Annotated in this window: 20 protein-coding genes; 10 read left to right on the top strand and 10 right to left on the bottom strand. The window is 71.3% G+C overall.

What is annotated here, in order from left to right; genetic code table 11:
• Positions 1 to 188: 188 nt before the first annotated feature.
• From M8C11_RS15435 to M8C11_RS15415, 5 genes are all read left to right on the top strand, one after another.
• A complete protein-coding gene (locus M8C11_RS15435; RefSeq protein WP_252450041.1) occupies positions 189 to 1,409 on the top strand; it encodes a sensor histidine kinase in 1,221 nt (406 codons plus the stop codon).
• A complete protein-coding gene (locus M8C11_RS15430) occupies positions 1,406 to 2,044 on the top strand; it encodes a response regulator transcription factor (protein ID WP_252450040.1) in 639 nt (212 codons plus the stop codon). Before M8C11_RS15435 ends, M8C11_RS15430 begins: the two co-directional genes overlap by 4 nt.
• A 204-nt stretch (positions 2,045 to 2,248) precedes the next feature.
• Positions 2,249 to 3,919: a hypothetical protein gene (locus M8C11_RS15425; RefSeq protein ID WP_252450039.1), complete on the top strand. Its 1,671-nt coding sequence runs from the start codon at positions 2,249 to 2,251 to the stop codon at positions 3,917 to 3,919.
• A complete protein-coding gene (locus M8C11_RS15420) occupies positions 3,916 to 5,487 on the top strand; it encodes a hypothetical protein (RefSeq protein WP_252450038.1) in 1,572 nt (523 codons plus the stop codon). Before M8C11_RS15425 ends, M8C11_RS15420 begins: the two co-directional genes overlap by 4 nt.
• A 32-nt stretch (positions 5,488 to 5,519) precedes the next feature.
• On the top strand, positions 5,520 to 8,348 hold the full coding sequence (locus M8C11_RS15415; protein WP_252450037.1) for a hypothetical protein: 2,829 nt from the start codon (positions 5,520 to 5,522) through the stop codon (positions 8,346 to 8,348).
• Positions 8,349 to 8,499: 151 nt separating this feature from the next.
• Here the strand turns inward: M8C11_RS15415 and M8C11_RS15410 are convergent, their stop codons facing one another.
• From M8C11_RS15410 to ygiD, 4 genes are all read right to left on the bottom strand, one after another.
• Positions 8,500 to 8,892, bottom strand: a complete 393-nt coding sequence (locus M8C11_RS15410; protein ID WP_252450036.1) for a VOC family protein — start codon at positions 8,890 to 8,892, stop codon at positions 8,500 to 8,502.
• 13 nt (positions 8,893 to 8,905) lie between these two features.
• Positions 8,906 to 9,673, bottom strand: a complete 768-nt coding sequence (locus M8C11_RS15405) for an ArsR family transcriptional regulator (protein WP_374668302.1) — start codon at positions 9,671 to 9,673, stop codon at positions 8,906 to 8,908.
• 71 nt (positions 9,674 to 9,744) lie between these two features.
• Positions 9,745 to 10,500 (bottom strand): ABC transporter permease, encoded by a 756-nt coding sequence (locus tag M8C11_RS15400; protein WP_252450034.1) that lies wholly within the window; start codon positions 10,498 to 10,500, stop codon positions 9,745 to 9,747.
• A gap of 27 nt (positions 10,501 to 10,527) precedes the next feature.
• Positions 10,528 to 11,373, bottom strand: coding sequence for a 4,5-DOPA dioxygenase extradiol (ygiD, locus tag M8C11_RS15395; protein ID WP_252450033.1), 846 nt, complete (start codon positions 11,371 to 11,373; stop codon positions 10,528 to 10,530).
• Between the two features lie 150 nt (positions 11,374 to 11,523).
• On the opposite strand from ygiD, the gene M8C11_RS15390 reads away from it, so the two are divergent.
• From M8C11_RS15390 to M8C11_RS15380, 3 genes are all read left to right on the top strand, one after another.
• Entirely contained in the window at positions 11,524 to 12,723 is a 1,200-nt protein-coding gene (locus M8C11_RS15390) for an epoxide hydrolase family protein (RefSeq protein WP_252450032.1), read from the top strand.
• A 431-nt stretch (positions 12,724 to 13,154) separates the two neighbouring features.
• On the top strand, positions 13,155 to 14,216 hold the full coding sequence (locus M8C11_RS15385; protein WP_252450031.1) for an SMP-30/gluconolactonase/LRE family protein: 1,062 nt from the start codon (positions 13,155 to 13,157) through the stop codon (positions 14,214 to 14,216).
• 26 nt (positions 14,217 to 14,242) lie between these two features.
• Positions 14,243 to 15,982, top strand: coding sequence for a PQQ-dependent sugar dehydrogenase (locus M8C11_RS15380; protein WP_252450030.1), 1,740 nt, complete (start codon positions 14,243 to 14,245; stop codon positions 15,980 to 15,982).
• A 117-nt stretch (positions 15,983 to 16,099) separates the two neighbouring features.
• Here the strand turns inward: M8C11_RS15380 and M8C11_RS15375 are convergent, their stop codons facing one another.
• Entirely contained in the window at positions 16,100 to 17,029 is a 930-nt protein-coding gene (locus M8C11_RS15375; RefSeq protein WP_252450029.1) for an NmrA family NAD(P)-binding protein, read from the bottom strand.
• A 94-nt stretch (positions 17,030 to 17,123) separates the two neighbouring features.
• On the opposite strand from M8C11_RS15375, the gene M8C11_RS15370 reads away from it, so the two are divergent.
• Positions 17,124 to 17,669: a TetR/AcrR family transcriptional regulator gene (locus M8C11_RS15370; RefSeq protein WP_252450028.1), complete on the top strand. Its 546-nt coding sequence runs from the start codon at positions 17,124 to 17,126 to the stop codon at positions 17,667 to 17,669.
• Between the two features lie 244 nt (positions 17,670 to 17,913).
• Here the strand turns inward: M8C11_RS15370 and M8C11_RS15365 are convergent, their stop codons facing one another.
• The 5 genes from M8C11_RS15365 to soxR all read right to left on the bottom strand — a co-directional run bounded on the left by M8C11_RS15365 (position 17,914) and on the right by soxR (position 22,972).
• Positions 17,914 to 19,647, bottom strand: a complete 1,734-nt coding sequence (locus tag M8C11_RS15365) for a hypothetical protein (protein WP_252450027.1) — start codon at positions 19,645 to 19,647, stop codon at positions 17,914 to 17,916.
• 769 nt (positions 19,648 to 20,416) lie between these two features.
• Positions 20,417 to 20,725 (bottom strand): hypothetical protein, encoded by a 309-nt coding sequence (locus tag M8C11_RS15360; protein ID WP_135239062.1) that lies wholly within the window; start codon positions 20,723 to 20,725, stop codon positions 20,417 to 20,419.
• Positions 20,722 to 20,901 carry a hypothetical protein gene (locus M8C11_RS15355; protein ID WP_135239061.1) on the bottom strand — a complete coding sequence of 60 codons (180 nt, stop codon included), beginning with the start codon at positions 20,899 to 20,901 and terminating at the stop codon, positions 20,722 to 20,724. The genes M8C11_RS15360 and M8C11_RS15355 overlap by 4 nt, the downstream gene beginning before the upstream one ends.
• 306 nt (positions 20,902 to 21,207) lie before the next feature.
• Positions 21,208 to 22,419: a helix-turn-helix transcriptional regulator gene (locus M8C11_RS15350; RefSeq protein ID WP_252450026.1), complete on the bottom strand. Its 1,212-nt coding sequence runs from the start codon at positions 22,417 to 22,419 to the stop codon at positions 21,208 to 21,210.
• Between the two features lie 58 nt (positions 22,420 to 22,477).
• Positions 22,478 to 22,972 carry a redox-sensitive transcriptional activator SoxR gene (gene soxR, locus M8C11_RS15345; protein ID WP_252450025.1) on the bottom strand — a complete coding sequence of 165 codons (495 nt, stop codon included), beginning with the start codon at positions 22,970 to 22,972 and terminating at the stop codon, positions 22,478 to 22,480.
• A gap of 115 nt (positions 22,973 to 23,087) precedes the next feature.
• Here soxR and M8C11_RS15340 point away from each other — a divergent pair, with 115 nt between their 5' ends.
• Positions 23,088 to 23,933, top strand: a complete 846-nt coding sequence (locus M8C11_RS15340) for an NAD(P)H-binding protein (protein ID WP_135243868.1) — start codon at positions 23,088 to 23,090, stop codon at positions 23,931 to 23,933.
• Positions 23,934 to 23,965: the final 32 nt, after the last annotated feature.

Below are 23,965 nucleotides of genomic sequence, written 5' to 3'. Positions count from 1 at the left end.
TCCAGGCGACGAACACGGCCTCGGCCTGTCCTTTCCAGCGGTGGAAGCGGTACGACTCCACCATCGCGGCCGACGCCGGTGTGCGCGTCTGGCGTAGGACGGCACTTCGCGGGCCGGAAGACGGCACCCGGGTTCGAACTTTCGATAGAGGCCCCCGGACCGCCTGCCTCGGTAACGTGGGACTCACTGTGAGCACCGCTGCCCCCGTCCTGACGCCGACCATCCGGGCCCTGGCCTGGTGCCTTCACCTGCTGATCGCCGGCCTGCTCGTCCTGGCCGCCGGCCGGGCGGTGGCCGTCGACCGGCCCCACGCCGGACTGATCGTCGCTGCTGCGGCGGCGTTCGGCCTGACGTACGCCGCCGGGCCGTTCCTGCCCCGCATCCGCCGTTCGCGGCGGGCCGCCGCGTGGTGGCTGGCGGCCGTGGGCGCCGTGTGGCTGTTGCTGCTGGGCCTGTCCCCCGACGCGATCTGGGTGGCCTTTCCGCTGTACTTCCTCCAGCTCCACCTGCTGCCGCGCCGCGCCGGCCTGGCTGCCGTGATCGTCACCGCCGCGGCTGCCGTCGCCGGGTTCGCCGCCCACACCGGCTCCTTCACCCCGGCTGTGGCTATCGGTCCCGCGCTCGGCGCCGCCGTCGCCGTCGGGGTGGTGTGGGGATACCAGGCCCTGTACCGGGAGAGCGAGCAGCGCAGGCAGCTGATCGAGGAACTCACCGCCACCCGGGCCGACCTGGCCCGGGCCCAGCACACCGCCGGCGTACTCGCCGAACGCGAGCGTCTGGCCCGCGAGATCCACGACACCCTCGCCCAGGGCCTGTCCAGCATCCAACTGCTGCTGCGCGCCGCCGAGCGCGCCCTGCCCGGCCGGACCGACGCCGCCGCCGGCCACGTCGACGCGGCCCGCCAGGTCGCCGTGGACAACCTCGCCGAGGCCCGGCGCTTCGTCGCCGCCCTCACCCCGCCCGCCCTGGAGGGCACCACCCTGGCCGGTGCACTGGAGCGCCTGTGCACCACCACCAGCGCCCGCCACCGCCTCACCGCCCGCTTCCACCTCGTCGGCGACCCCGTGCCGCTGTCGACCCCCCAGAAGGTGGCTCTCCTGCGCGTCGCCCAGTCCGCCCTCGCGAACACGGTCCGCCACGCCCGGGCCACCACCGCCGAGGTCACCCTCAGCCGTCTCGGTGACCACGTCGCCCTGCACGTCGTCGACGACGGGCGCGGCTTCGACCCCGAACGGACGCCCGCCCCCGACGCCGACAGCGGCGGCTTCGGCCTGGCGGCCATGCGTGCCCGCATGGACACCCTCGGCGGCACGCTGGCCGTCGCATCCGCGCCCGGTCACGGCACCGCCCTGACCGCCCAGCTTCCCCTCACCCAACCCACCGAGACCGAGCCCGAGGGCCGCCCGTGACCGACGACGCCCCCATCCGCCTCCTGCTGGCCGACGACCACCCGGTCGTACGGGCCGGGCTGCGCGCCGTGCTGGAAACCGAACCCGGCCTCGTCGTCGTGGCCGAGGCCGCGACCGCCGAGGAGGCCGTCACCCGCGCCGCCGAAGGCGACATCGACGTCGTACTGATGGACCTCCAGTTCGGGAGGGGCATGGGCGGCGCCGAAGCCACTGCCCGGATCACCGCCCGCCCGGGGGCACCGCGCGTGCTGATCGTCACCACCTACGACTCCGACGCCGACACCCTGCCCGCCATCGAGGCCGGCGCCACCGGCTACCTCCTCAAGGACGCCCCACCCGAGGACCTGGCCGCCGCCGTCCGCACCGCCGCCGCCGGACGCACCACGCTGGCGCCCGCCGTCGCGGACCGGCTGATGAACCGCCTGCGTACGCCGGGCACCGCCCTGACCCGACGCGAGACCGAGGTCATCGCGCTGGTCGCGGACGGTCTGTCCAACCAGGCGATCGGCGCCCGCCTCTACCTGACCGAGGGCACGGTCAAGTCCCACCTGGCTCGCATCTACGCCAAACTCGGCGTCGACTCACGCACGGCCGCCGTCGCCACCGCCACCGACCTCGGCCTCATCCGCCGTTGACCGGCTCTCCGACGATCGCCTGTTCCCGCCCGTTGGTCACTGCTCACGCTCCGACGGCCAGTGGCCCCGGTTCCTTGGTCTCCTGCGGTGTCGCCGCGCCGACGCAGGTGCGGCGGTGGGCCGGCTTCCTCGGTGTCCGCTTTCCGGTGCGCGAGTGACCGACAGGTGACTGCGTCGTGACACGCCGTCTATACGCTGCCAACCATGGCCCCCGGTCCGCCGACCCTTCTGGAGGCTGCCGACGAGGCGGCCCGGCCACTGCGCGCCGTGCTGGAGGACGTCTGGCTGACCCTCGACACCACGGTCGAGGGCGAGGGCCGCTGGCTGGAGCTATACGGCGGCGCACCGGCAGATCCGGTGTTCGTGTGCCTCGACGCGATGAGCAACGTCCTGCACGTCCGCTTCGACGGCGCCGATTCGCTGACCGTGAGCTATCTGCCCGGCTGGTGCTACGAGGCCGCCACCGCGGCGCACGCGGACCGGCGGCCGGAGGCGTCCGCCGTCATGGTGACCGACGTCGACGCCGCCCAGCCGCTGGTCTTCGACCTGAGGGTCGAGCACCGGATCGCCGGTGCCGAACGGAGCGTCGTGGTCGGCGGAGAGTCGATCTCGTACGCGCCGCTGCCGATGGGATACGCGTTCACGCCCGCGCGCGCCTTCGAGATCGAGGAGGCGGAGCCGAAGGCCACCCCGCTGGTGCACTGGAGCGCGATGCGGCTGCTGCTGGCCATGGCGCCGGGCGTGTCGTTCTCGGCGCGGCCACTGCTCGGCGCGGACGGGCTGCAGGCGCTGCGAGCCGCGTACCTGCCCGGGGACGGACCCACCCGCTGCGACCAGAGCCTGGCCTTCGAGATCCAGCGCCACCGGCACCCGGACACGCTGCCAACGCTCGGCGGTCCGCTGCGGGCGGCCCCGCTCACCGAGCCCGACCTGGTGGCCGGGACCGTCGCGCTGGACGCGGCGGTCGAGGGGATCGGCGGCGCGCTGCTGCCCACATCCGTCCAGCAGGCCCGGGCGGACGGAGTCGACGTGGTGCTGATCCGCCCCGAGCAGGGCCGCCCGCCTCGCGGTCAGCCCTGGTCCTGGCAGCCCGACTGGTTCGTCGCCGCCGCCTCGGTCCTCGACGACATCGCGTTCACGCTGGCCAAGGACGTGTACGACACCTACATCGACTGGCTGGGCGGGATACCCGGCAGCGCGCCGCTGCCGATCCACATCCGGGTCGACCCGGCCGGCGCCGAGGACCGCTTCGCCTACCGGCTGGATCTGCTGGACTCCGACGGCGAGCCGGTCGCCGGTCCGGCCACCACGACGCCCGACGGACCGGTGTGGCAGCTGACCGTGATCCGCACCGCCGGGGTGCGGGTGTTCCTCGACGACTCGGTCGGCGCCGCCGGGGTGAGCACCGTCAAGGGGATCGTCCGCTACCGGGAGCGGGTGGCCACACACTTCGACGACGTACCCCTGGAGATCACCGACGAAGTGGTGCCGGTGCGGGATCTGCCGGCCCGGCCGGCCACTCTGGAGGAGATCGTCCACGTGGTGACGACGGTGGGCCAGTTCGTCCCCGTTCCCACCGTCCAAGCCATGTACGACCTACGTGATCTCGGTTCGGTCGCCGCGTACGTGTTGACCGGCAGGGACCTCGACGGGGAGCCGATGAGCGGCCTGACGGCCGCGCTGACGCTGGGTGGCGTACTGGTGCCGCCCGTGGTGGACCGGGTCGGTGGCTCGCTGCTGGCCGCCGGCCGGCGGGTGCTGACCCGTGGTGACGTGCCGCTCCCCCGACTGGCACGGGCGGCGGCGGCGGCCGCCCCGGTCGACGCCGACCTGGCCGCCACCCTGATCGACGAACTGCCGCGGGTGTCGCCGTGACCCGGCCGGTGGGGCTGGTGCAGCAGCAGGGGTTGCTGATGGCCCAGCAGAAGCTGACCGCCCAGGCCGCGAAGACGGCGGCGACCAGGGCGGTGACGCCGGGCCCGACCGCGTTTCTGCGCGATCCGGCGCAACTCGTCGACCGTTCCGGTGTCGCGCTGGAATCCGCGTACCTGCAGAATCTCTACCAGGCGGCCCGGCGGGACAACCCTCGGCTGACGACCGGCGAGTTCCTCGCCGGCGGTGCCGCCGACTCGCTGTTCCACGGCATCGTCGACTCGCTGCTCGGTCCCGCCGCCGCGACCATGCTGCGCACCACCGACCCCGACCTGTACCGCCAGGCGCTCGTCCAGGCGTTCCACGACTTCCGGTTCGGCCCGACACCGTACGACGGCGGCATCGCCTACAGCAGGTACCGCTACCAGATCGGGCACCACGTCGCGTTGCCGGAGGAGCTCAACGTCATCCCGATGAACGCGCCGACCGGGCCGGACCTGCACTATCCGGCTTACGGAAAGCTCGTCACCGCCCGCGGCAACCGCACCATCGGGATGGTGATGGCTTCCCGGGCGTGGGGGCGCGACATTCCGCTGGACGCCCGCGGTGTCACCCTGTTCCGGACGTTGGGGCTGAAGAGCGAGGACGTGCTGCACGCCTGGGACTACGACCCCGACCTGCTGCTGTCCGAACCGCAGATCGCCCACATGATCACGACCGGCGCCTCGCCGGTGTACCACTTCAAGCTCGTGCGGGAGAAGGTCAACGACCGGACCGCCGAGCAGGCGCGGTGGGAGTTGGCGGCCCGGCTGGAGGACGAGGCCTTCATCGAGGCCGACGACGCCACGCTGCACCGGCTGTGGAGCCACCACGGCAGCGACACCGCCGGCAGGACCGGAGACCCCACGAACCTCGAAACGCGGTACGCCCGGGATCCGTACTACCGGAGGTCCCGGGACGAGCTGTTCGAGATGGCCCTCCGCCTGCCGGGCGCCTGGAACGTGCGGACCCGCTCCCGCGAATGGGAGCACGGCCTGGTCCAGCGGTTCACCAAGCGCATGAACGACTGGGCGCATCGGCTGGGCAACCACCTGGACGAGACCGTCTGGGCCAGCCGGCTGTCGATGCTCACCGGCGCCGCCGAACCGGCCAACCTCCAGCTCCTCTCCCCCTGGGAGCACGCCCGGGTCGACCTGCACGCCGGTCGGATGTTCGACGGCGTCACGCGCGTCGACAGGTACGGCAACCGGGCCGTACCCACCCTTCGCGATGTGGCGGCGTACGACGACGCCGCCCGTGCGGCCGACTCCCCGCTGACGGGCGGCGGGGCGCTGCGGGCGTTCCCGCTCACCGACACGCCGCGCGCCGACGAACCGATCGTGGCGTTCGACCAGTTCACCCTCGCGGAACTGGTCGGCGCACTGCACGAGGACGAGTGGCAGAAGGCCGTGAAGACGACGGCCGGCCAGAACACACACGTGCGGGCCGAATGGAACCAGCTCGTGGACCGGCTCAACACACACCTCGCCGCGTACGGCATGCCCGCGGCCCTGCACCTGCCGAAGATCTGACCACAAGCGAGTCGGGAGACCGGAGGGGAACCATGACCACCCCTGTCACCACCCACGTGGGCCTGCGGTTCGTCCAGTTGCGCCGGGAGGGCGACGCCGCCCCCGACGCCTGCACCACCGGCCCGAAACTGATCGACGCGGTCGTCGACTTCCGGGACGCCTGGTCGGATCCGGTCCGGGAGGTCGTCACCGAGGGGGACGACGACCGGGCGCAGCGACTGCTGGCCAAACGGCTGGCGGCGCGGGACGACCGCCTCGACGAGCTCGGCAGGCAGACGCTGTGGCTGTTGCTCCGGGTGGCCGTCGATGCCCGGCTGACCGTCGGTGGGCTGCGCGACGGCGTCGCCGGGTGGGCCACCGAGCACGACCTGGACGCCGGACAGCTCACCACGGCCGCGGCGGAACTGACCGGCTGGGTGGTGGACGTGCTGGTGCTGGGCCGGTTCCTGCGGATCCCCCGGTCACCGGCAGCCGTCGTGCTGGTCCGCGTGCTGCGCGGGATGACGCTGCTGCGCCTCGCCCGCTCCGACGCCGACGCGGCGTGCCTGGTCCGGGCCCTGCTCGGCGGACGCGACGTGCTGCTTCCGGACCCGCCGGCGCCCCCGCGGACCGACCCGGACGCCGATCGGGCCGGCCGGTTCGCCGACCTCGGCCAGACCCTGCGGCGGCTACGCGCCCGGGCCGGCGCCGTCGGCCTGACCGACGCCACCGTACGGGACCTGCGGAACAGCGGCTTTCCCGATCTCGGTCCGGCCATCGCGGCCACCACGCAGGCCGCGGCCGACCTGGGTGTCCCGGACACCACGACGCTGAGCCGCCTCGCCCGGGTGTTCTCCGCCGAGCAGGACGACGCCCGGCGCCGGGCGACCGCGAAACTGGACCCCGGTGACGCCGAACCGATCCCGTCGCACCCCGGCCCGGCCGACCCGCTGCCCTACCCGGGGCAGCCGAAGGTGCCGGTACTGGACGCGTACACCCGCATCGCCGGCCGGGGCGACCTCATGGTCATCCGTACCGCGCTGCTGCGCTACCAGCCCGGCGAGATCTCGTACGTCGAGAACGTGCTCGCCAGCGAGACGCGCGGCCGGTCCCACGTGGCCGACACCCGCACCAGCGAAACCGTGACCACGATCAGTAAGACGATCGACGCGTCCACCGAGGAACTCGCGTCCACCGAGCAGAACAGCCTGGACCGGGCGCTGGCGACGGCGGCGTCGCAGCAGAACTCCACCTCGCTGGGCGTCAGCGTGTCCAGCGGCCTCGGGCCGGTCCAGGCCGGAATCGAGATCAACGCCGACCAGTCCACCTCGACCGAGACGAGCAGCAGCTCCGCGGTGTCGTACGCCAAGACGATCACCGAGAGCGCCACGCAGCTCCTGCGTACCGAGACCGGTCAACGCCGCACCACCACGAGCAGCGTCCGGGTCACTGAGACCAACACCCACTCCTTCGACAACGCCGCCGGCGCCGCGAACATCAGCGGCGTATACCGCTGGCTGGACAAGGTCGACCAGGCGCAGGTCTACAACTACGGCGAGCGGCTGATGCTGGAGTTCGTCGTCCCCGAGCCCGCCGCCACGCTGGTCTGGCTGAGCACCCGGACGTCCGAGGACACCAGCGCGGGCGCCGTCCCCAAACCGCCCGCCTGGTTCCTCGACGTCGACGACCTGGACGACGACAACTGGGCCGCCAAGGCCGCCCGCTGGGACGTCTTCGGCGTCGAGCCGCCCCCGGACCCGGAGGTCTTCGCCACCGCCACCTTCGTCGACCCGGCCGCCCGGCCGTTCGACTATCCCAAGAACTCCACCGACAAGTCCCAGCCCGAATGGGGGTACGCCTCCTACACCGGCGAGGTCGCGGTACCGGCCGGCTACGAGGCGAGCAGGGCGTACGTCTGGACCACCTGGGGCCTGTCCGAGGGCGAATACCCCACCGACGTCGGCAACCCGCCGCAGGCCGCGCAGGTCGCGGTCGGGGAGCACCGGGTCACCCTCAACGAGAGCGTCGGCAATGCGAAGATCGACTTCGACTCACCGGTCCCCGGTCCGGTCCCGATCGGCATCAGCACCGACCAGCGGGGCGGGCTCACCGTCGTGGTGCGGGTCCGGTGCACCCGGACCGACGGCGCGTTCGAGGCGTGGCGGCTGCGGGCCTGGGAGACGATCCGAGCCGGATACCTGGCCCAGCGCTCCGCCTACGACAACGACCAGGCACGCCGCCAGGCACGCACCGCCTACCAGGCGAGCGGGTCGGCGGCCGGCCTCCGGCAGCTGGAGATGCTGGAACTCAAGCGGGCCTGCCAGACCGTGCTCACCGGGCAGGAGTTCGACCTGTACGGGGCCCTGGACACTCCCGACGACGAGGCTCCCCGCATCGACCGGATGCAGATCACCGCCGAAGCCGACCACATCCAGTTCTTCGAGGAGGTCTTCGAGTGGGAGAACCTGACCTACCTGTGCTACCCCTACCAGTGGGCGGGCCGGGACCGCTGGGTCACCGTACGCAGCCGCACCAGCAGCGACGCGTTGCATCAGGCGTTCCTGCAGGCCGGCGCGGCCCGGGTCATCGTGCCGGTACGCCCCGGCTACGAGTACGCCGTCGGCGGGTATCTCGCCTCCTCCCAGGTGCCCACCCTGTCGCCACGGCCGTGGCGGGACGGCGGCAATCCGTACCCGCCGATCGAGGAGCTGATCGCCGACGCTCTCGACCGGCCGGGTGAGGAGGTGGCCGTCGGTGATCCGTGGGAGGTCGTCACACCCACCTCGCTCGTCCAGTTGCAGGCCGGCCCCGACCTCAACCCGCCGGTTGGTGAACCGGAGCCTGCCGGCGGTGACACCGACCCGGAGCCCGTCACCGGTTGATCCCGGTGACGAGGTCCGCGTCGGCCGTTGAGTCGGCAGGCGACGGCCGGGCGCCGGGAGGTCACCGCGCTGCGGTCTCCGCGCGCCGGTGTGGTCCGGGGATCCGGCCGGTGCGGTGCCGCACCACCCGCTCCCACCTCTCGCGTACCTGTCAGTCCGGCGGGCGGCGGGCGGGTTGGAACAGCTCGATGAGGTTGCCGGCGGGGTCGGCGAGCAGGACCTGACGTCCACCGGGGCCGCTCACCGGGGGGCTGCGGAACGGCAGGCCGGCGGTGCGCAGTCGGTCGATCTCGGCGTCGAGGTCGTCGACGGTCAGGTGAATCCGGTTGCGGCCGGCGGTGGCGGCGTCGGCCGGGGTGGCCCGGGCGCCGGAGCTGGCCGGCCCGGACAGCAGTAGTCGCAGCGGACCGCGGATCACGTCGGCGAAGGCGGGCGCGGCGCTGGTGTGCAGCGTGAAGCCGAGATGGGCGGTGTAGAAGTCGACGGCGGCCTGGACGTCGTCGACGAGGTAACGGACGCTGGCGTACTGATCGGAGGCTGTCACGGCGGGACCTCTTTCATGGACGGATGGCGTCGAGGACCGGCAGCAGGCGCCGGACGCGGGTGTCGATGTCGGCTGCGACGTGCTGGAAGGCGAGGTAGCCGGCCTGGTCGGTGTCGTCGGCTGCGGGGTCGGGAATGCTCCAGTGCGCGCGCCGGGGACGCCCCGGGAAGTCCGGGACGACCTCGCGGGCCTTGTCACACAGGCTGATCACGACGTCGAAGCGGTGACCGGCGACGGTGTCGAGGTGTCGAGGGCGCTGCCCGGCGACGTCGATGCCGAACTCGTCGTGCAGGACCCGGACGGCGTCGGGGTGAAGGCGGTCCTTGGGACGGCTGCCGGCGCTGATCGCCTCGGCTCGGCCACCGGCGCGATGCCGCAGCAGCGCCTCGGCGACCGGCGAGCGAGCGCTGTTGCCCGTACACACGAACAGCACGCGGACGCGGGGCGATCGGCGCAGGCCGGCCGAGGGCGGCGGGGGTGCCGGTTCGCGACGCAGCTCCGGGTGCAGCGCGGCGCCGGCGTCGGCCAACGCGACCGCGCAGCGGTCCAGGTCCAGGTGGTAGTAGGTGTCGCGGCCGTCGAAGCGGCTGCGCGTGGCGGTGACCAGTCCACCGTCGCGCAGCAGCCGCAGGTGGTAGGAGACGAGGCTCTGCGGCTCGCCCGTCCGCGCCACCAGCTCCCGGACCCGGTAGTCGCTGACGACGAGCTCGGACAGCAGTCGCCATCTCAGCGGATGGGCCGCCAATCGCAGGAATGCCGGGACGAGTCGACTCGACGCCACGATCCGCATAATACATCAAACCAAATTGATGGAATTTGTCCTGGCCGGGCGGTCAGACGTCGAAGCGGGAGCTAGACGGCAGGGCCCGGTCGGCGAAGCAGTCCGTTTGCGACCAGCTCGACGGTCACCGCGACGGCGATCGCCTCGACGGCCAGGAGCGCGACCAGGACCAGTAGTTGGGCCGCCCCGGCCTGGACGGGTGTGCCGCCGCCGAGCAGCACGCCGACGAAGGCGCCGGGGAGCGTGACCAGGCCGACGGTGCGTGTCTGGTCCAGCGCGGGCACCAGCGCCTGCCCCGCGCTGGGCCGGCAGATCTCAAGCGCCGCATCCCGCGGCACGAGGCCCAGCGCCAGGGCCGCCTCGTACTCGCCATGGCGGTCGCGAAGCTCGTCCAGCGCGCGGCGGCCCGCCAGGGACGTAGCCGTCATCGCCCCGCCGATGAGGATCCCGGCGATCGGAACGACCGCGACCTCGGTCAGTGGCACCGTGCCGGAGGCCACGACGAGGGCGCAGGCCGGGAGGGCGCCGACCGCGATCGGCGCCAGCACCGGCCAGCCGAGGCGAAGCGAGCTGACCCGGCGCGCGGAGGTCACCGCCGCGACCAGGATCATCAGCGTGACGAACCCGGCGCTGGCCCACCACGACCGCAGGACGGCAGTGATGAGCAGCGCCACGGCGCACAACTGCACCACCGCGCGCAGCGCCGCCGTGGCGATGCCACGGGCGTGGCCGAGCCGACCGGCCCGCACCGTCGCCACGGCGACGAGCACAAGAGCGACGAGTACGGCGGCGAGCGCCGGACCCACCGCGACCGCACCGTGGTCCATAGGAGCATTCGACCAGCCGGCGCTTGCTCAGATGTTGGAGCCGTCCGGCGGCAGCCCTGGCGGTGGCTGCGGGGATCCGCCCTGGCCGGCAGCCGGTGGACAGGACATGCCCAGGGTGTAGGCCGTCATGGACAACGAGCCGTAGGCGTAGCCGTCGACGAGGACCTCGGTGTCGGGGGTGTCCGTGGCGGCGGCCAGACCGGCGAGATACAACGCGGGGATGAAGTGATCCGGTGTCGGTACCGCACGGCGGAAGTCCCCGTGAGCGTCGAGGGTCGCGTACTCGCCCGGGTCGGTCAACATCCGGGCCTTGGCGTCCTCGTCGAAGCGCCGCGCCCAGTCGAAGCCGTCGTCGGCCAGCGCCCAGTCCATGCCGCGCAGGTTGTGCACCACATTGCCGCTCGCCACGATCAGCACACCGCGCCGGCGCAGCGGAGCGAGCCGGGCGCCGAGTTGAAGGTGGTAGTCCATCGGCTTGTCGGCGTTGATGCTGAGCTGGACGACGGGAATCGACGCGTCCGGAAAAGCGTGCATCAGCACCGACCAGGTGCCGTGGTCGATGCCCCAGCTGTCGACGTCCGCCCCGACCCAGGTCGGATGGACGACGTCACTGACCTCCTCAGCCAGCTCGGGCAGCCCTGGCGCCGGGTACTGCACGTCGAACAGTTCCTGGGGGAACCCGTAGAAGTCGTGAATGGTCCTCGGCCGGGGCATCGCGGTGACGGCCGTGGCGTTGATGTACCAGTGGGCGCTGACCACCAGGATCGCGCGGGGACGCGGCACCGCGGCGCCGAACGCTTTCCACGCCGAGGTGTACCGGTTGACCTCGAGGGCGTTCATGGGGTTGCCGTGGCCCAGGAACGCCGCGGGCATCAAGACCTCCGAGCCCGGATGTACGTCTGAAGGCACGTGAACTTCCCTCCCTGGAGGACCGGTTCGCACGGCGCGGCCTGCCGGACCTGAGGGTCACGATAGTGCCACCTGGCAGCGGTTCCGGCCTGAATCACGCTCCTCCGGAGAGCGGTGATCGAGTCTCCCGGATCGTGGCTGCCGACCGAGTGCGGTCACACCGCGGCGGCAGCCTGTCCGTTCGGGCGGCTGCCCAGTGACTCCTTGCGATGGGAGCATGATCGGGTGACGCCCTTCCGCATCGATGTGCCCGAAGCCGTCCTGGACGACCTGCGCGCTCGGCTTTCGCGGACGAGGCTCGCGCCGGCCGCACCAGGAGAGCCGTGGGCCGCCGGCACCGACCCTGGGTACCTGGCAGATCTGGTGCGGTACTGGCTCGACGGATTCGACTGGCGTGCGGTCGAGCGTGCCCTTAATCGGTACCCCCAGTTCGTCACCACGGTCCGGGGCGCGCCGGTCCACTTCGTTCATGTCCGCTCGGCATCGCCCGACGCCACGGCGCTGATCCTGACCCATGGCTGGCCCGGCACGTACACGGAGATGCTGCCCCTGGTGTCCCGGCTCGCAGACTTCGACCTCGTCATACCGAGCCTGCCCGGCTTCGTCTTCTCCGGACCACTCGCCGAGGGCCCGACGACCGAGGCGGCTGTCGCGGACGTGTGGGCTGAGCTGATGACCCGTCTGGGCTACGACCGCTTCGGCGCCTACGGTGGCGACATCGGTTCCGGCGTGACGACGTGGCTCGGCGCCCGCCACGCAGATCGGGTCATCGGCGTCTTCTCGCAGCACATCAAGTTCCCGCCGGCGGACCGCAGGAACGACCTCAGCCCGGCCGAGGAGGCGTTCGTCGCCATGCTCGACGCGAAGGCCGAGGACGACTGGGGCTACGGAATCATCCAGGAGACACGGCCCGACACCCTCGCGGCCGCGCTGAGCGACTCGCCGTCCGGCCTGGCCGCGTGGATCGTCGAGAAGTACCAGCGCTGGAGCGACTGCGGCGGCGACATCTCCCGTCGGTTCGGCTTCGACGAGCTGCTGACCACCGTGATGCTGTACTGGGTCACCAACTGCGTCGGCACGTCCTTCCGGCCCTACCGTGACGACCACCTGGCCCCGCATCTGCCGATGGTCGACGTGCCCGCCGGCATCACGGTCAGCGTGGAGGACGCCGGCCTGCCCCGGTCGTTCGCCGAACGCACCTACGCCAACCTCACCCACTGGCGCGAGCCCACCGTCGGCGGCCACTTCCTCGCCCAGGAAGAGCCCGACCTGCTCGCTGCCGACCTGCGCGCCTTCTTCAGCGCGCTGCGGTAATCCAGGAGCCCGACCGGCGGCACCGCTGCTGGTCCCGTCAGGGTGGAAGGCCGGCCCGCGGTGGATGCAGCTGAACGCCGTCGGGTGCCGCCGGAAGCCGTTCGACGCCGTTCAATGCACCAGTCTGCTCCCAACCCGCTTCCCTAAGCTCGGCGCGGTGACCAGGTCTGGGAGCTCAGCGACCGGCACGGCGGGCTGAGCGACCCGTGTCCCGGGTCGGCGGGGCCGGACCCCATCGACCCGCCAGGCCATCGGGTGCCTTCGGGACACGTGCCGAATGTGATTGTGGACAACTGATGCGAGGCGCCGCTTCCTCGCCTAAGCTGCGTCACATATACATCGATATTGATCAATAGTAGGTGTCGGCGGCGGCCGGGGCCGGCCCAGCCAACCACGGCCCCCGCATTCACCGACTCCGATGGGAGTACCCGATGACCTGGCGTCCAACCATCGCCGCACTCACCGGCCTGTGCCTGGTGCTCACCACCGCACCGGGCCTCGCCGGTGCCGCACCCCCGGCACCTCGGGACGCCTCTGATGTGAACGTTCACACCTACCCGTTCACCGGCCCACCCGGCGCTCCACCCGGGGCCTGCCCGGAGGGCGCCGGGTACGGCCCGCCCCTGCCGACCGGCTCGGTGTCCGCGACGAAGATCCGGAGCGGGTTCTCGTTCCTCGAAGGACCGGTCTGGATCGCCGACGGCGGCTACCTGCTGATGTCCGACATGGCCGCGGGCACCGGGCCGGGCAACGTGCAGCCCTCCACGATCCGCCGGTTCACCCCGCCGGCGACCTTCGACACCTTCATCGCCGACGCCGGCAGCAACGGCCTGGCACTCAGCCCCGACGCCCAGCAGGTCATCGCCGCCACCCACGACCAGCGGAACGTCTCCGCATACCGGCTGAGCGACCAGGCCCGCAGCACCGTCGCCGCCGACTACCAGGGCCGGGCGTTCAACTCACCCAACGACGTCACGGTCCGGTCCGACGGCGTCGTCTACTTCACCGACCCCAACTTCCAACGCGGCAACCGACCCGACCAGATGAGCGGACGTACCAGTGTCTTCCGCGTCTCCGGCGGCCAGGTGTCGCTGGTGGACGACCGGCTGCGGCAACCCAACGGCATCGCGCTCTCCCCGGACGGCAGCACGCTCTACGTGGGCACCTACTCCGAGAACAAGATCTACAAGTACGTTGTCCAGCCCGACGGCAGCGCCGGCGCCCGCGGCGTCTTCGTGAACTACCTCGGGGGTCCCGACGGGGTCACCATCGACTGCGCCGGCAACGTGTACTGGGCCTCCGGCTCGGACGGGCTGATCCACGTCTACTCGCCCGCCGGCGCGCAGCTCGGCACGATCCGCTCCGGCGGCACCGGCACCACCAACGTGGCGTTCGGCGGACCCGACCGGCAGACCCTCTACATCACCTCCGGCCGGACGAACGACTCGGGCCTGTACAGCGTGCGGCTCAACGTCCCCGGCTACCCGTACTGACCAAGAACCCGGGAAGGAAAGCATCCGTGCGGATCAATCCTCGCCAGTTCCGACACCGCGTACCGCTCGCCCTGCTGATCTGCGCCGGCACCATCCTGACCGGCGTACCCGCCAACGCCGCGACGGCCGCGCCGGCGACCGGGAGCCGGCCGACGGCCGGGCTCGCCGCCGACACCAGCCCGCCCACCCGGCCGACCGGCCTGCGCAGCACCCGGCTGACCTGCCAGTCCGTCACGCTCTCCTGGTACGCCTCCTGGGACAACGTCGGCGTCGCCTTCTACGACATCTACCACGACGGCCAGCTCGTCACCTCGGTCCCGGGCCGGACGCGGACCGCCACGCTCAGCGTCGTGCAGGGCGTCACCTGGGGCTGGTACGTCAACGCCCGCGACGCCGCCGGCAACGTCTCGCAGGCCAGCTCGACGCTCTCGGTCACCCCGCCGTTCTGCCAGCAGGACACGTCTCCGCCCAGCACGCCGGCCAACCTGGCCGCGACTGTGAACGGCACGGACGTGACCCTCACCTGGTCGGCCTCCACCGACAACGTCGCGGTCACCGGCTACACCATCCTGCGCAACGGTACGGCGGTCGGCTCCACCACCGGCACCGCCGGCAACCCTCCGGCGACCACGTTCACCGACACCGGGCTGGCGCCCGACACCGACTACCGGTACACCGTGACCGCCCGGGACGCCCAGGGCAACGTCTCGGGGGCGAGCGCCGCGGTCACCGCGCACACCGGCTCGGGCTGCACGAGCCCGATCTGTGGCGCCACGGCGATCACCACCGAGAAGGACCTGCCCTGGGGCCTGGTGCAACTGCCCGACGGCACGGTCCTCTACGGCCGGCGCGACCTGTTCGACATCGTCGCCATGAACCCGGACGGCACCGACAAGCGCAGCATCGGCACCGTGCCGAACGTGGCCGGCACCAGCGGCGAGGGCGGCGTGCTCGGGCTGGCCGTCTCGGCCACCTTCACCACCGACCGCTGGCTGTACATCTACCACACCACCACGACCGACAACCGGATCGTGCGCATCCGCTACGACGGCACGCTCCAGACCGGCACCGAGCAGGTGCTCGTCACGGGAATCCCGCGCAACAAGTACCACAACGGCGGCCGGCTGCGTTTCGGCCCCGACGGCAAGCTCTACGCCGCCACCGGCGACGGACAGGACCCGGACGTGGCCCAGGACACCAGTAACCTGGGCGGCAAGGTGCTGCGGCTCAACCCCGACGGCACCGTCCCGGCGGACAACCCCTTCGGCAACTACGTGTGGAGCTACGGCCACCGCAACCCGCAGGGACTCGCCTTCGACTCCCAGGGCCGGCTCTTCGAGCAGGAGTTCGGCAACAACGTCATGGACGAGACCAACATCATCGTCAAGGGCGGCAACTACGGCTGGCCCGCCTGCGAGGGCACCTCCGGCGACTGCGCCAACGCGAACTTCAGGGCCCCGATCCGGACGTACCCGGTCGCCGAGGCCTCGTGCAGCGGCATCGCGATCGTCCGGGACGTGCTCTACATCGCCTGCCTGCGCGGCAACCGGATGTACCGTGCGGAGATCAGCGGCAACACGCTCACCAACGTCCAGCAGTACTTCGTCGGGACGTACTTCCGGCTGCGCACCGTCGAACCGACCCTCGACGGCAACCTGTGGCTGACCACGAGCACCGGCGGGGACAAGGACAGCACCCCGAACAACAGCAACGAGAAGATCCTCAAGGTGACCCTCGGTGGGGCGGCGTCCGGCCCCACGAGCTGAGGGCGAGCCGGGAATCCGGCACCGCCGGCCCTCGGAGGGTGCCCGCGTCGCGCGGGCACCCTCCGAGCGGTCCGGGCTGGCACTGAAGCAGACCGGCGCAGCGGTAGCGCCTTGGCGTCAGCCCTGACGGAGGGGGCGCAGGTGGCGGTCGGCCCATTCGGCGAACGTAGTCAGGGGGATGCCGAGGGCGCGCGCGAACTCCGGCCGGGCCGGCTGCCCGGCGACGTTCAGGAACTCGTGGGAGGTGGTTGCCCACGGCGGCATGCCCGCGGCGAGCGCTTCCGCCTCGGTCATGTCGGGAGCGGTGCCGTCGATGCCGAGCGACTCACCGATGCTCTTCGCGATTTCCGTCATCGGCAGGTGGTCGCCGGCCAGTTCGAGTTCGACGCGGTGGAAGCGGTCGGGGTCGGCGACGGCCGCCGCGGCCGCTCGGCCGATGTCGTCGACAGCGATCAGCGACAGGTGGGTCTGCGGCCGGAGGACCGTCGCGAGCCCGCCCGCGATGCCCCGCGGTAGCAGGTAGGCCAGGTCGGGCAGGAAGTTCTCCATGAAGAAGCCCGGCTTGATCAGCGTCCACCGGTCGAAGCCGGCGGCCCGGACGCGTTCCTGCATGCCGGCCTTGGGCAGGAAGACGCGCTCCATCGCGGTCCAGCGCCCGTCGGTCCAGCCGGGGGCGTCCTCGTGCTGCCCGGCGCCGGACACCGAGGTGTGCACGAACTGGGGGACCTCCGCGGCCAGCGCGGCCTCGATCAGGTTGACACCCTGGGCGAGTTCGCTCTCGAAGTCCCAGGTGTCACCGCGCAGCTCCGGCATCTGCACGGAGAAGACGGCGCGGGCGCCCCGGGCCGCCGGGACCAGCGATGCGGGGTCGCGGAGATCGCCGGTGACCAGCTCGGCGCCGAGGGCGGCGACCGCGGCGGCCTTGGCGGCAGCAGGGTCACGGACCAGGGCGCGCACCGGGACGCCGGCGGCGAGCAGGGCGCGGGCGGTCGCCCCGCCCTGCCGGCCGGTGGCGCCGGTGACCAGGACTGGTGCTCGATCTGACATGGACACACTCCTCGACCCAAGAAACGGCGGGGGCCGCCGTTTACGCTTGCTAAGATACGGCGGACCCCGCCGCTTAGCAACGCCGAGGTGAGACATGCGAGCAGACGCCCGCCGCAACTACGAACTTCTGCTCACGGTGGCAGCAGAGGCGGTGGCCGAGCACGGGGCCGACGCGTCGCTGGAACAGATCGCCCGGACCGCCGGGGTGGGCTCCGGCACGGTCCGCCGCCACTTCCCGACCCGGCACGCCCTGCTCGAAGCCGTCTTCCGGGAGCGCATCGACGCCCTCTGCGCCCGCGCCGGCGAACTGGCGGGCGAACCGGACCCCCGGGCCGCGCTCGTCGAGTTCCTGATCGAGATCACGCGGGCTGCCGCGACGATCCGGGGCCTGGCCGAGGCGCTGAACCGCGGCCGCACCGAAAGCGTCTACTGCGCGTCCGACCAACTGTCCGAGGCGGGTGAGCCACTGGTTCGTCGGGCCGCCGAGGCCGGAGTGCTGGCGCCCGACATCACCTTCGCCGACCTGTCGACGCTGGTCACCGGGATCGCCCTGGCAACCGAGAACGACCCCGACCCCGGCACCACCGCGACCCGCCTGCTCTCGCTGGCCATGACGGGGTTCACGGTGACACCGCAGTAACCACTTCCGAAACCAGGGCCCGACCACGCCCTCGGGCCAGGGCCTGATCGCAAGCCGTAGCTCAGGCGGGCTTCGCCGGACCAGGTAGCGGTCCGAGCTACGGCTCGTGCTGGCCACCAGCCTGGCCGCTTGCCGCCGGAGGTTCGGGCCACCCGCTGGCGCAGCCTGTTGGTGTCCCTTGTTGACTCTCTCAGCGGGCACGCCTCCGCCCGAAGCGGCCGGCCGGGCCCCGAATGTGTGGGCGCTACGCCTGAGGGGTCCAGGTCTGGTATGGCCAGGTGCCGGCGGCACGGGCCCGGTCCACCAGCTCGGGTGCCTGGGCGGTGACCTCGATGACGAGCTGTCCTGCATATCCGGCCATCGCTTCCGGGTACGTCTGTAAGGCAACCAGCAACCGCCCGACTGCGCTGAGACGTTCGACGGCGATTCGCCAGTCCTGACGGTCGACGGCGAGGGCGGCGGTGAGCAGCAGTGTGTTCGCGTATTCCCAGGCTGCGCGCTGGTCCAGCACGGCCAGCTCGTGACGGATGGCGTAGGCATGTTCGGCCAAGGGCGCCGCGGTCGCCGTCTGCCGGCGTTCGAGCAGCGCGGCGGCGAGATTGTGCAGGGCCGTGCCGAGGATGCGACGCAGCCGTGGGTAGGCCGCGTCCGCGTCCGCGCAGCGGTCGATGACCTCGGACAGCAGCATGATCTGGTCTTCGTGACGTCCGGTGGCTTCCGCGACCACGGCGGCGTCGACCATGTGGGTGACCGCGTCGGCCAGCGCCTCCCGCTCGGTGGCGGTCCCGCGTAGCAGGCCCTCGTGCCGCCGGACGGCAACGACCACGGACAGCCAGGCAAGGTCCCAGGCGTCGTCGCAGTGACCGATCCGGTGCCGGAGCATCGCCCGCTGGTAGAGGGCTGCGGACCAGAGGCGCCGGACGTCCCGCCGGGCCGGGTCCGACGTCGCCCCGTCATACAGGCTCAACTCGTCGGCGAGCTCGGCGAGGACGCGGTCGGCCTCGATGATCTGGTCCGCGTCGGCCAGAGAGATTCCTTCATCGAGCCGGGCGGCACAATCGGCGATCACCGACGGGTCAGCGGGCGGGCGGTTGCCGGGTGCGGGGCCGGTCACCCGCGACTCCGCCGCCAGCCGCGCCGCGAACCCGCTGGCGGTAACGCCGGATGGTGAGGGCTGGGCCAGCAGATCCAGGTAGGAGCGGCGTATCCGCCATGCGCCCGAGTCGGGCACCACCAGGTTTTCCGGCGCGGCTTGTTGCAGCTGCGCCAGCGACGCCTCGATCTGCTCTAGTCGCTTCTGCGCTCCGGAGCCCTGGAACATCTGTTCCAGCGAGTACTGTTCGGTCAGCGCCACCCGCATCAGGTCCGGCCGCCCCAGAGTGCTGGCTACCCGCGCGAAGATGCCAAGGGCGTCCGCCAGGTCGATCACGGCGGCCGCTTCGCCGGTGTCGCGGGCGAGCCCACGCTGGAGGTCGACCATCTCGGCGGCTAACGGTCCCAGGACGGAGGGGTCCGTCTCCAGTCGCAGGGTGACCAGCCCAGTCAGTGCCGCGGTCCGAGCGCGGCGGGCGTCGAGGCCGTCGGCGGGCCGGGGCGCGATCAACCGCCACACCCGTTCGACGACATCGCGCCCGCGATCGACGAGCCCGCTGCCGGCCAGGATCTGGCCCGCCTGCACGGTGCGGACCACGGCGTCGGCATGCCAGTCCGGATCGGAGAGCAGATCGCCGGCGAGCGCGATGACCTCCTCGGCCTGTTCCCGCAGCTCAGTGACATCACCGCCATCGGCGAGCCGTTCCTGAGAGAGGTTCAGGGTGGCGCGGCCGAGGGCATGCAGCAGACGCCCCGGATCGCCGAGACCACGGGCAGCGGCAACGGCCCGCTCAACGGCCGCCCGGGTGTCCGGGCCGACACCGGCCCGCGCGGTGATCTCGTCGGCGGCGCTGAGCAGGCGGTCGACCTCGGCAGGTGTGCTCATCACACGCCTGGAGTCACACGGTCGGCAACGGCAGATGCTGGCTCACGCAAATGCGCTGGTTCGATCACCGACACCTCTGGCCACCTCCAGTGCTGTACGACGAGTTGCCCTGACCAGCAGCGAAAAGCGCCATGCCCCCGAATCGGTGCCCGCACTACGCACCGCGAGCAGCAGTCGACCGATGCACCAGCCGCGAGCCAGCACGTCGCGATCCGCTCTCATCCGACAGTCATGTGACACGCCGCGACGGCATGTCGCACTTCTACCAGGAGCCAGAGGAAAGATGAAGAAGGTCGAGACGGTCTCGCGGATGCCATGAAGTTCTGCGAAGACGCCGATATAACGACATTCGACGCAATCGCAACACCCATCCGCGCGTACAAAGCCGGTCACAGGCAGGTCAGGCGCCGAATTTCCAGAAACACTGCGTCGCGGCCCCCGCGCATCCGCTCATCGGCCATGAGCAAGCGTGCATTCCAGGACGATGCCCCGAAGCCCCGAAGGTCGACGCCTTCGGGCCCGCCGAAGAGGCCACCACTCAGGAAGCCCTGCTCAGAGGGTTGCCGATGGGATTCGGGTTTCAACTTGCGGGATCCATACCGGTGCCGCCACGACGACGCCCAGAGCCGTACGTCGATGCACGTGGCCCTCGTGGTCGGCGTCGGCAGGCGCGAGGCCGACAGCCAGCACAAGCCAGGCGGGGATCGCGAACCCTCACCACTTCGGTGTGAGCTGTCTGCGGGCCGGCCGGATCAGGCTCGATGCGAGGTCAGGCGCCCTGTTGGTGTGCTGCTCGGCCTCGTTCGGCTGGCTCGGTTGCTGTACTTCGCTGTTGTACTACCGGCATGAGGTGGCCGGTTTCCCTGGTCCAGCCAAGGAAGCGGCGGTGCAGCACGCCGGCCGGCGTCCAAGGCATGTCCTCGGTGGCCTGGACGAGGTAGGCACCAAGGTAGAGAGCCAGCGACACTGGAGCGTCCGCGTACTCCGCCCGCAGCTCACGCTTCCGGGTCGGGCAGGGCCAGGGCAGGTCGCAGCCGCCGCAGCTCCAGACCGGCATGACCGGGCCGTGGGTGGTCACCGCGCGCCCTCCAGGAACCGCGCGGTGACCGCCCGCGCCTGCCGACTCGTCGCCCATTCCACCTGCCAACAGGGGTACGGAGTCAGCCGCGCCCACCACGCTCGGCACCCGACACACATGCCGTCGAGCCCTCGCACATGAATCGCGACGATCGTCCGTTCCTGCTCACTGGTCACTGCTCACCCTCCGACGGCCAGTGGCCCCGATTGATCGGAATCCGATGCCGGACGCGGCAGGGCAGTTCGGACCCACAGCGGCAGATGCGCCGCCAGAGCCGCCACGACCACACCGGCCGGTGCCTGCGAGCAAGAGTCAGCGCGGTGGCAGACAGGTATTCGTCATACGAGACGCGCCGCACGGACCCTCCCTCGGTTCTGAGGGGGACGCGGCGACCAGGCGATACCCGCACCGCCCGCCGCATCCCGTGAGCAGGAAGCTACGGTGGGTCGCGGAGCGGAATGGGTAAGGTTCCTACCCCTGGATCAGGAGAGAAGCCCGACCTTGACCGCGAGGTCACGGGCGTCGTCACGGGTGGAGCGTGGGCCGTCGAGCAGGTCCAACGTGATCTGGCGGGCGTACCCGTTGAATCGGATCGTCTCCGGGGCCGACTCGTACGCCTTCCGCAGCGTCGTCACGGCCGCTTCCTTGTCGTCCTTGCCGTAGTGCGCCCGCGCCACCTCGATGAGATGGCGTGCCCGGCGCGGCCTCGACGGAATGGCCGCCGAGTCGTGGCGGCGCGCCTGCCGTACCGCCTCACCGGCCTTCTGCAACTCCACCGCCACTGTCACCGCGTGGGCGCCCATGATGACCTGGGAGAACGACGTCTGCGGCTGATAGAAATCCTCCGGCAGACGCTGCGCCACCCGGTCCGCCCGATCCCAGTACCGCCAGGCCCGGCCTTCCTCGCCGGCACGAGCGGCGGTGTACGCGGCCTCGAAGTTGAGCGCACCCCACAACGCCAGCAGATTCGTGCCCGCGTCGGCCGCCCTCGGCTCCAGAGCCGACAGGACATCCTGGGTCACCACCATGGCGGTGTCCCAGTCTCCGGCGTCACGATGCACCTGGCACAGGAACCATGCCGCGAGGGCCACCGCCTCCGGGTCACCGGAATCCTGCGCCGCCACCATCGCCCGGTCCGCGACCCGCCACAACAACTCGGCAGCCGGCTGGTACGCAAGGAACATCTGCGTCAACCCGAAGGTCTCCGCCAGCAGCGACTGCGCCTGCCGACGCTCAACGCCCTCGTACACCAGCGCGGCCCGCTGCACGTCGTGCAGAAGTCTCGGCAGCAGCCCACCCAGCACCGTCCGGTGATCGGACGCCTGATGACGCGCCCGCCACGCCACCGCGAGCCGCTCCCTCAAGCCGGCCAACGACTCCACCGCAGCCTCGTCGGCGAGCACGACACGGTTCACGGCGTCCCGCACCGACGCCAGCGCCGGATGCTCAGGCCCGTTCACCACAGCGGACCGGTCGCTCAGCTCGCCGGCCAGGGCGGACACATCGACCTTCAACGCACGCGCGATGCGATCCAGCATGTGGATGCGCGGCGGCAGGATCCGATCGGTCTCCACCGCCTTGACCCACTCGGCGCTGCGCCCCACCAGTCCGCCCAGCACCGCACGAGTCTTCCCGGACCGCTCCCGGTAGACCTTCAGCCGCTGCCCGAAGGTCAGCTCCGGCAAGGAATCCATCCCGAACCTCCTCATAGCGCGGGATGCGCCACCGGCCTCAGGCGGCCGCAAGCCAACGCTACCGACCTACCTGCGGCCCGCATAACCCCGACGGTGGCGGGTGTTTGACCAGTCGGTGCGGGCCTGGCCCGAGGGCGCCCAACTTGTCGTCTGGATTGATCAATTCACACTGGTCGAGGGACAGGCAGCCGCAGCCGATGCATTCGGTGAACAAGTCGCGCATGCGTTCCAGTTGTCGGATCCGCGAATTGAGTTCGACGCTCCAGCATTCGGATGCGCGGATCCAGAACTCGCGCGTCGGCGTCTGTCCCTCGGGCAGCAGGGCGAGGACGCTGCCGATTGCCGCCAGCGGGATTCCGACGTTCTGCGAGGCCCGGATGAACGCCACTCGGCGAAGGGTGGAACGGCTGTAGCGGCGCTGGTTGCCGACGGTACGCCGGCTGCGGATGAGGCCCTGGCGTTCGTAGAACCGCAGCGCCGAGGCGGCCACGCCGCTGCGGTCGGCCAGTTCACCGATCGTGAGTTCGTCGGCGTCGGGTACGAGCGATGTCACGGCCGCCACAGTACTTGACCTAAACATTTGTTCAAGTTCGAGAGTTGTGCCGGGGCGCCGTTGCCGGGTCGGCCGGAATCGGCGCGCGTTACGTCACGAACCCCGGGAGCGGTCGATGAGTACACACAGAACAGTCCTGGTCACCGGTGCTACCGGAAACGTTGGTAGGCACGTGGTGAACAGGCTGCTGGAGCTGGGCGCAGACGTCCGAGCTCTGGTTCGCGAACCGAGCGCAGCGAGGCTGCCCTCCGATGTTGCCGTCGCCGGCGGTGACCTGACGAGACCGGACACACTCGACGCCGCCCTGGCCGGGGTCGACTCGGTTTTCCTCGTGTGGCCCGGCCTGTCGACCGCGCCCGCACCGGCAACCGTGGAAAGGCTTTCCGAGCCCGCCCGCCGGGTCGTCTACCTGTCCGCGATGGGCGGGCGAGATGGCGATCGGCCGGTCGGATTCTGGGGCGAAATGGAGGATCTGATCGAGCGGACCGGGCTGGAGTCGACCTTCCTCCGGGCGAGCGGATTCGCGGCCAACACGCTGGGCTGGGCCGAACAGATCCGCACCCGGGGGGTCGTGCGGTGGCCGTACGGGCACGCCCGTCGATCGCTGATACACGAGAAGGACCTGGCCGGAGTGGCCGCCCTGGCGCTGACCGAGGACCGCCACGTCGGGGCGGCGTACACCCTCACCGGGCCCGAGGCTATCAGCCAACTGGAGCAGGTACGGCTCATCGGTACGGCGATCGACCGCGACCTTCGGTGGGAGGAGCAGCCTCGCGCCGAGGCGCGCGAGTCTCTGCTGGCCGAGTGGGGCGATCCGGCGTTCGTGGACATGGCGCTTGACGGGTGGGCTGCCATGAACGACACACCGGAGCCGGTCACCACAACCGTGGAGGACGTCACCGGGGTTCCTGCCCGCACATTCCGGCAGTGGGCCCTCGACCACGCAGCGGACTTCCGCTAGGGCGCACCAGCCGTCCAGGAAGATCACCGGGT

It is taken from the genome of Micromonospora sp. CPM1 (genome assembly GCF_023896895.1).
Lineage (GTDB): Bacteria > Actinomycetota > Actinomycetes > Mycobacteriales > Micromonosporaceae > Micromonospora > Micromonospora tulbaghiae.
This window is presented reverse-complemented; position numbering and strand designations above follow the sequence as displayed.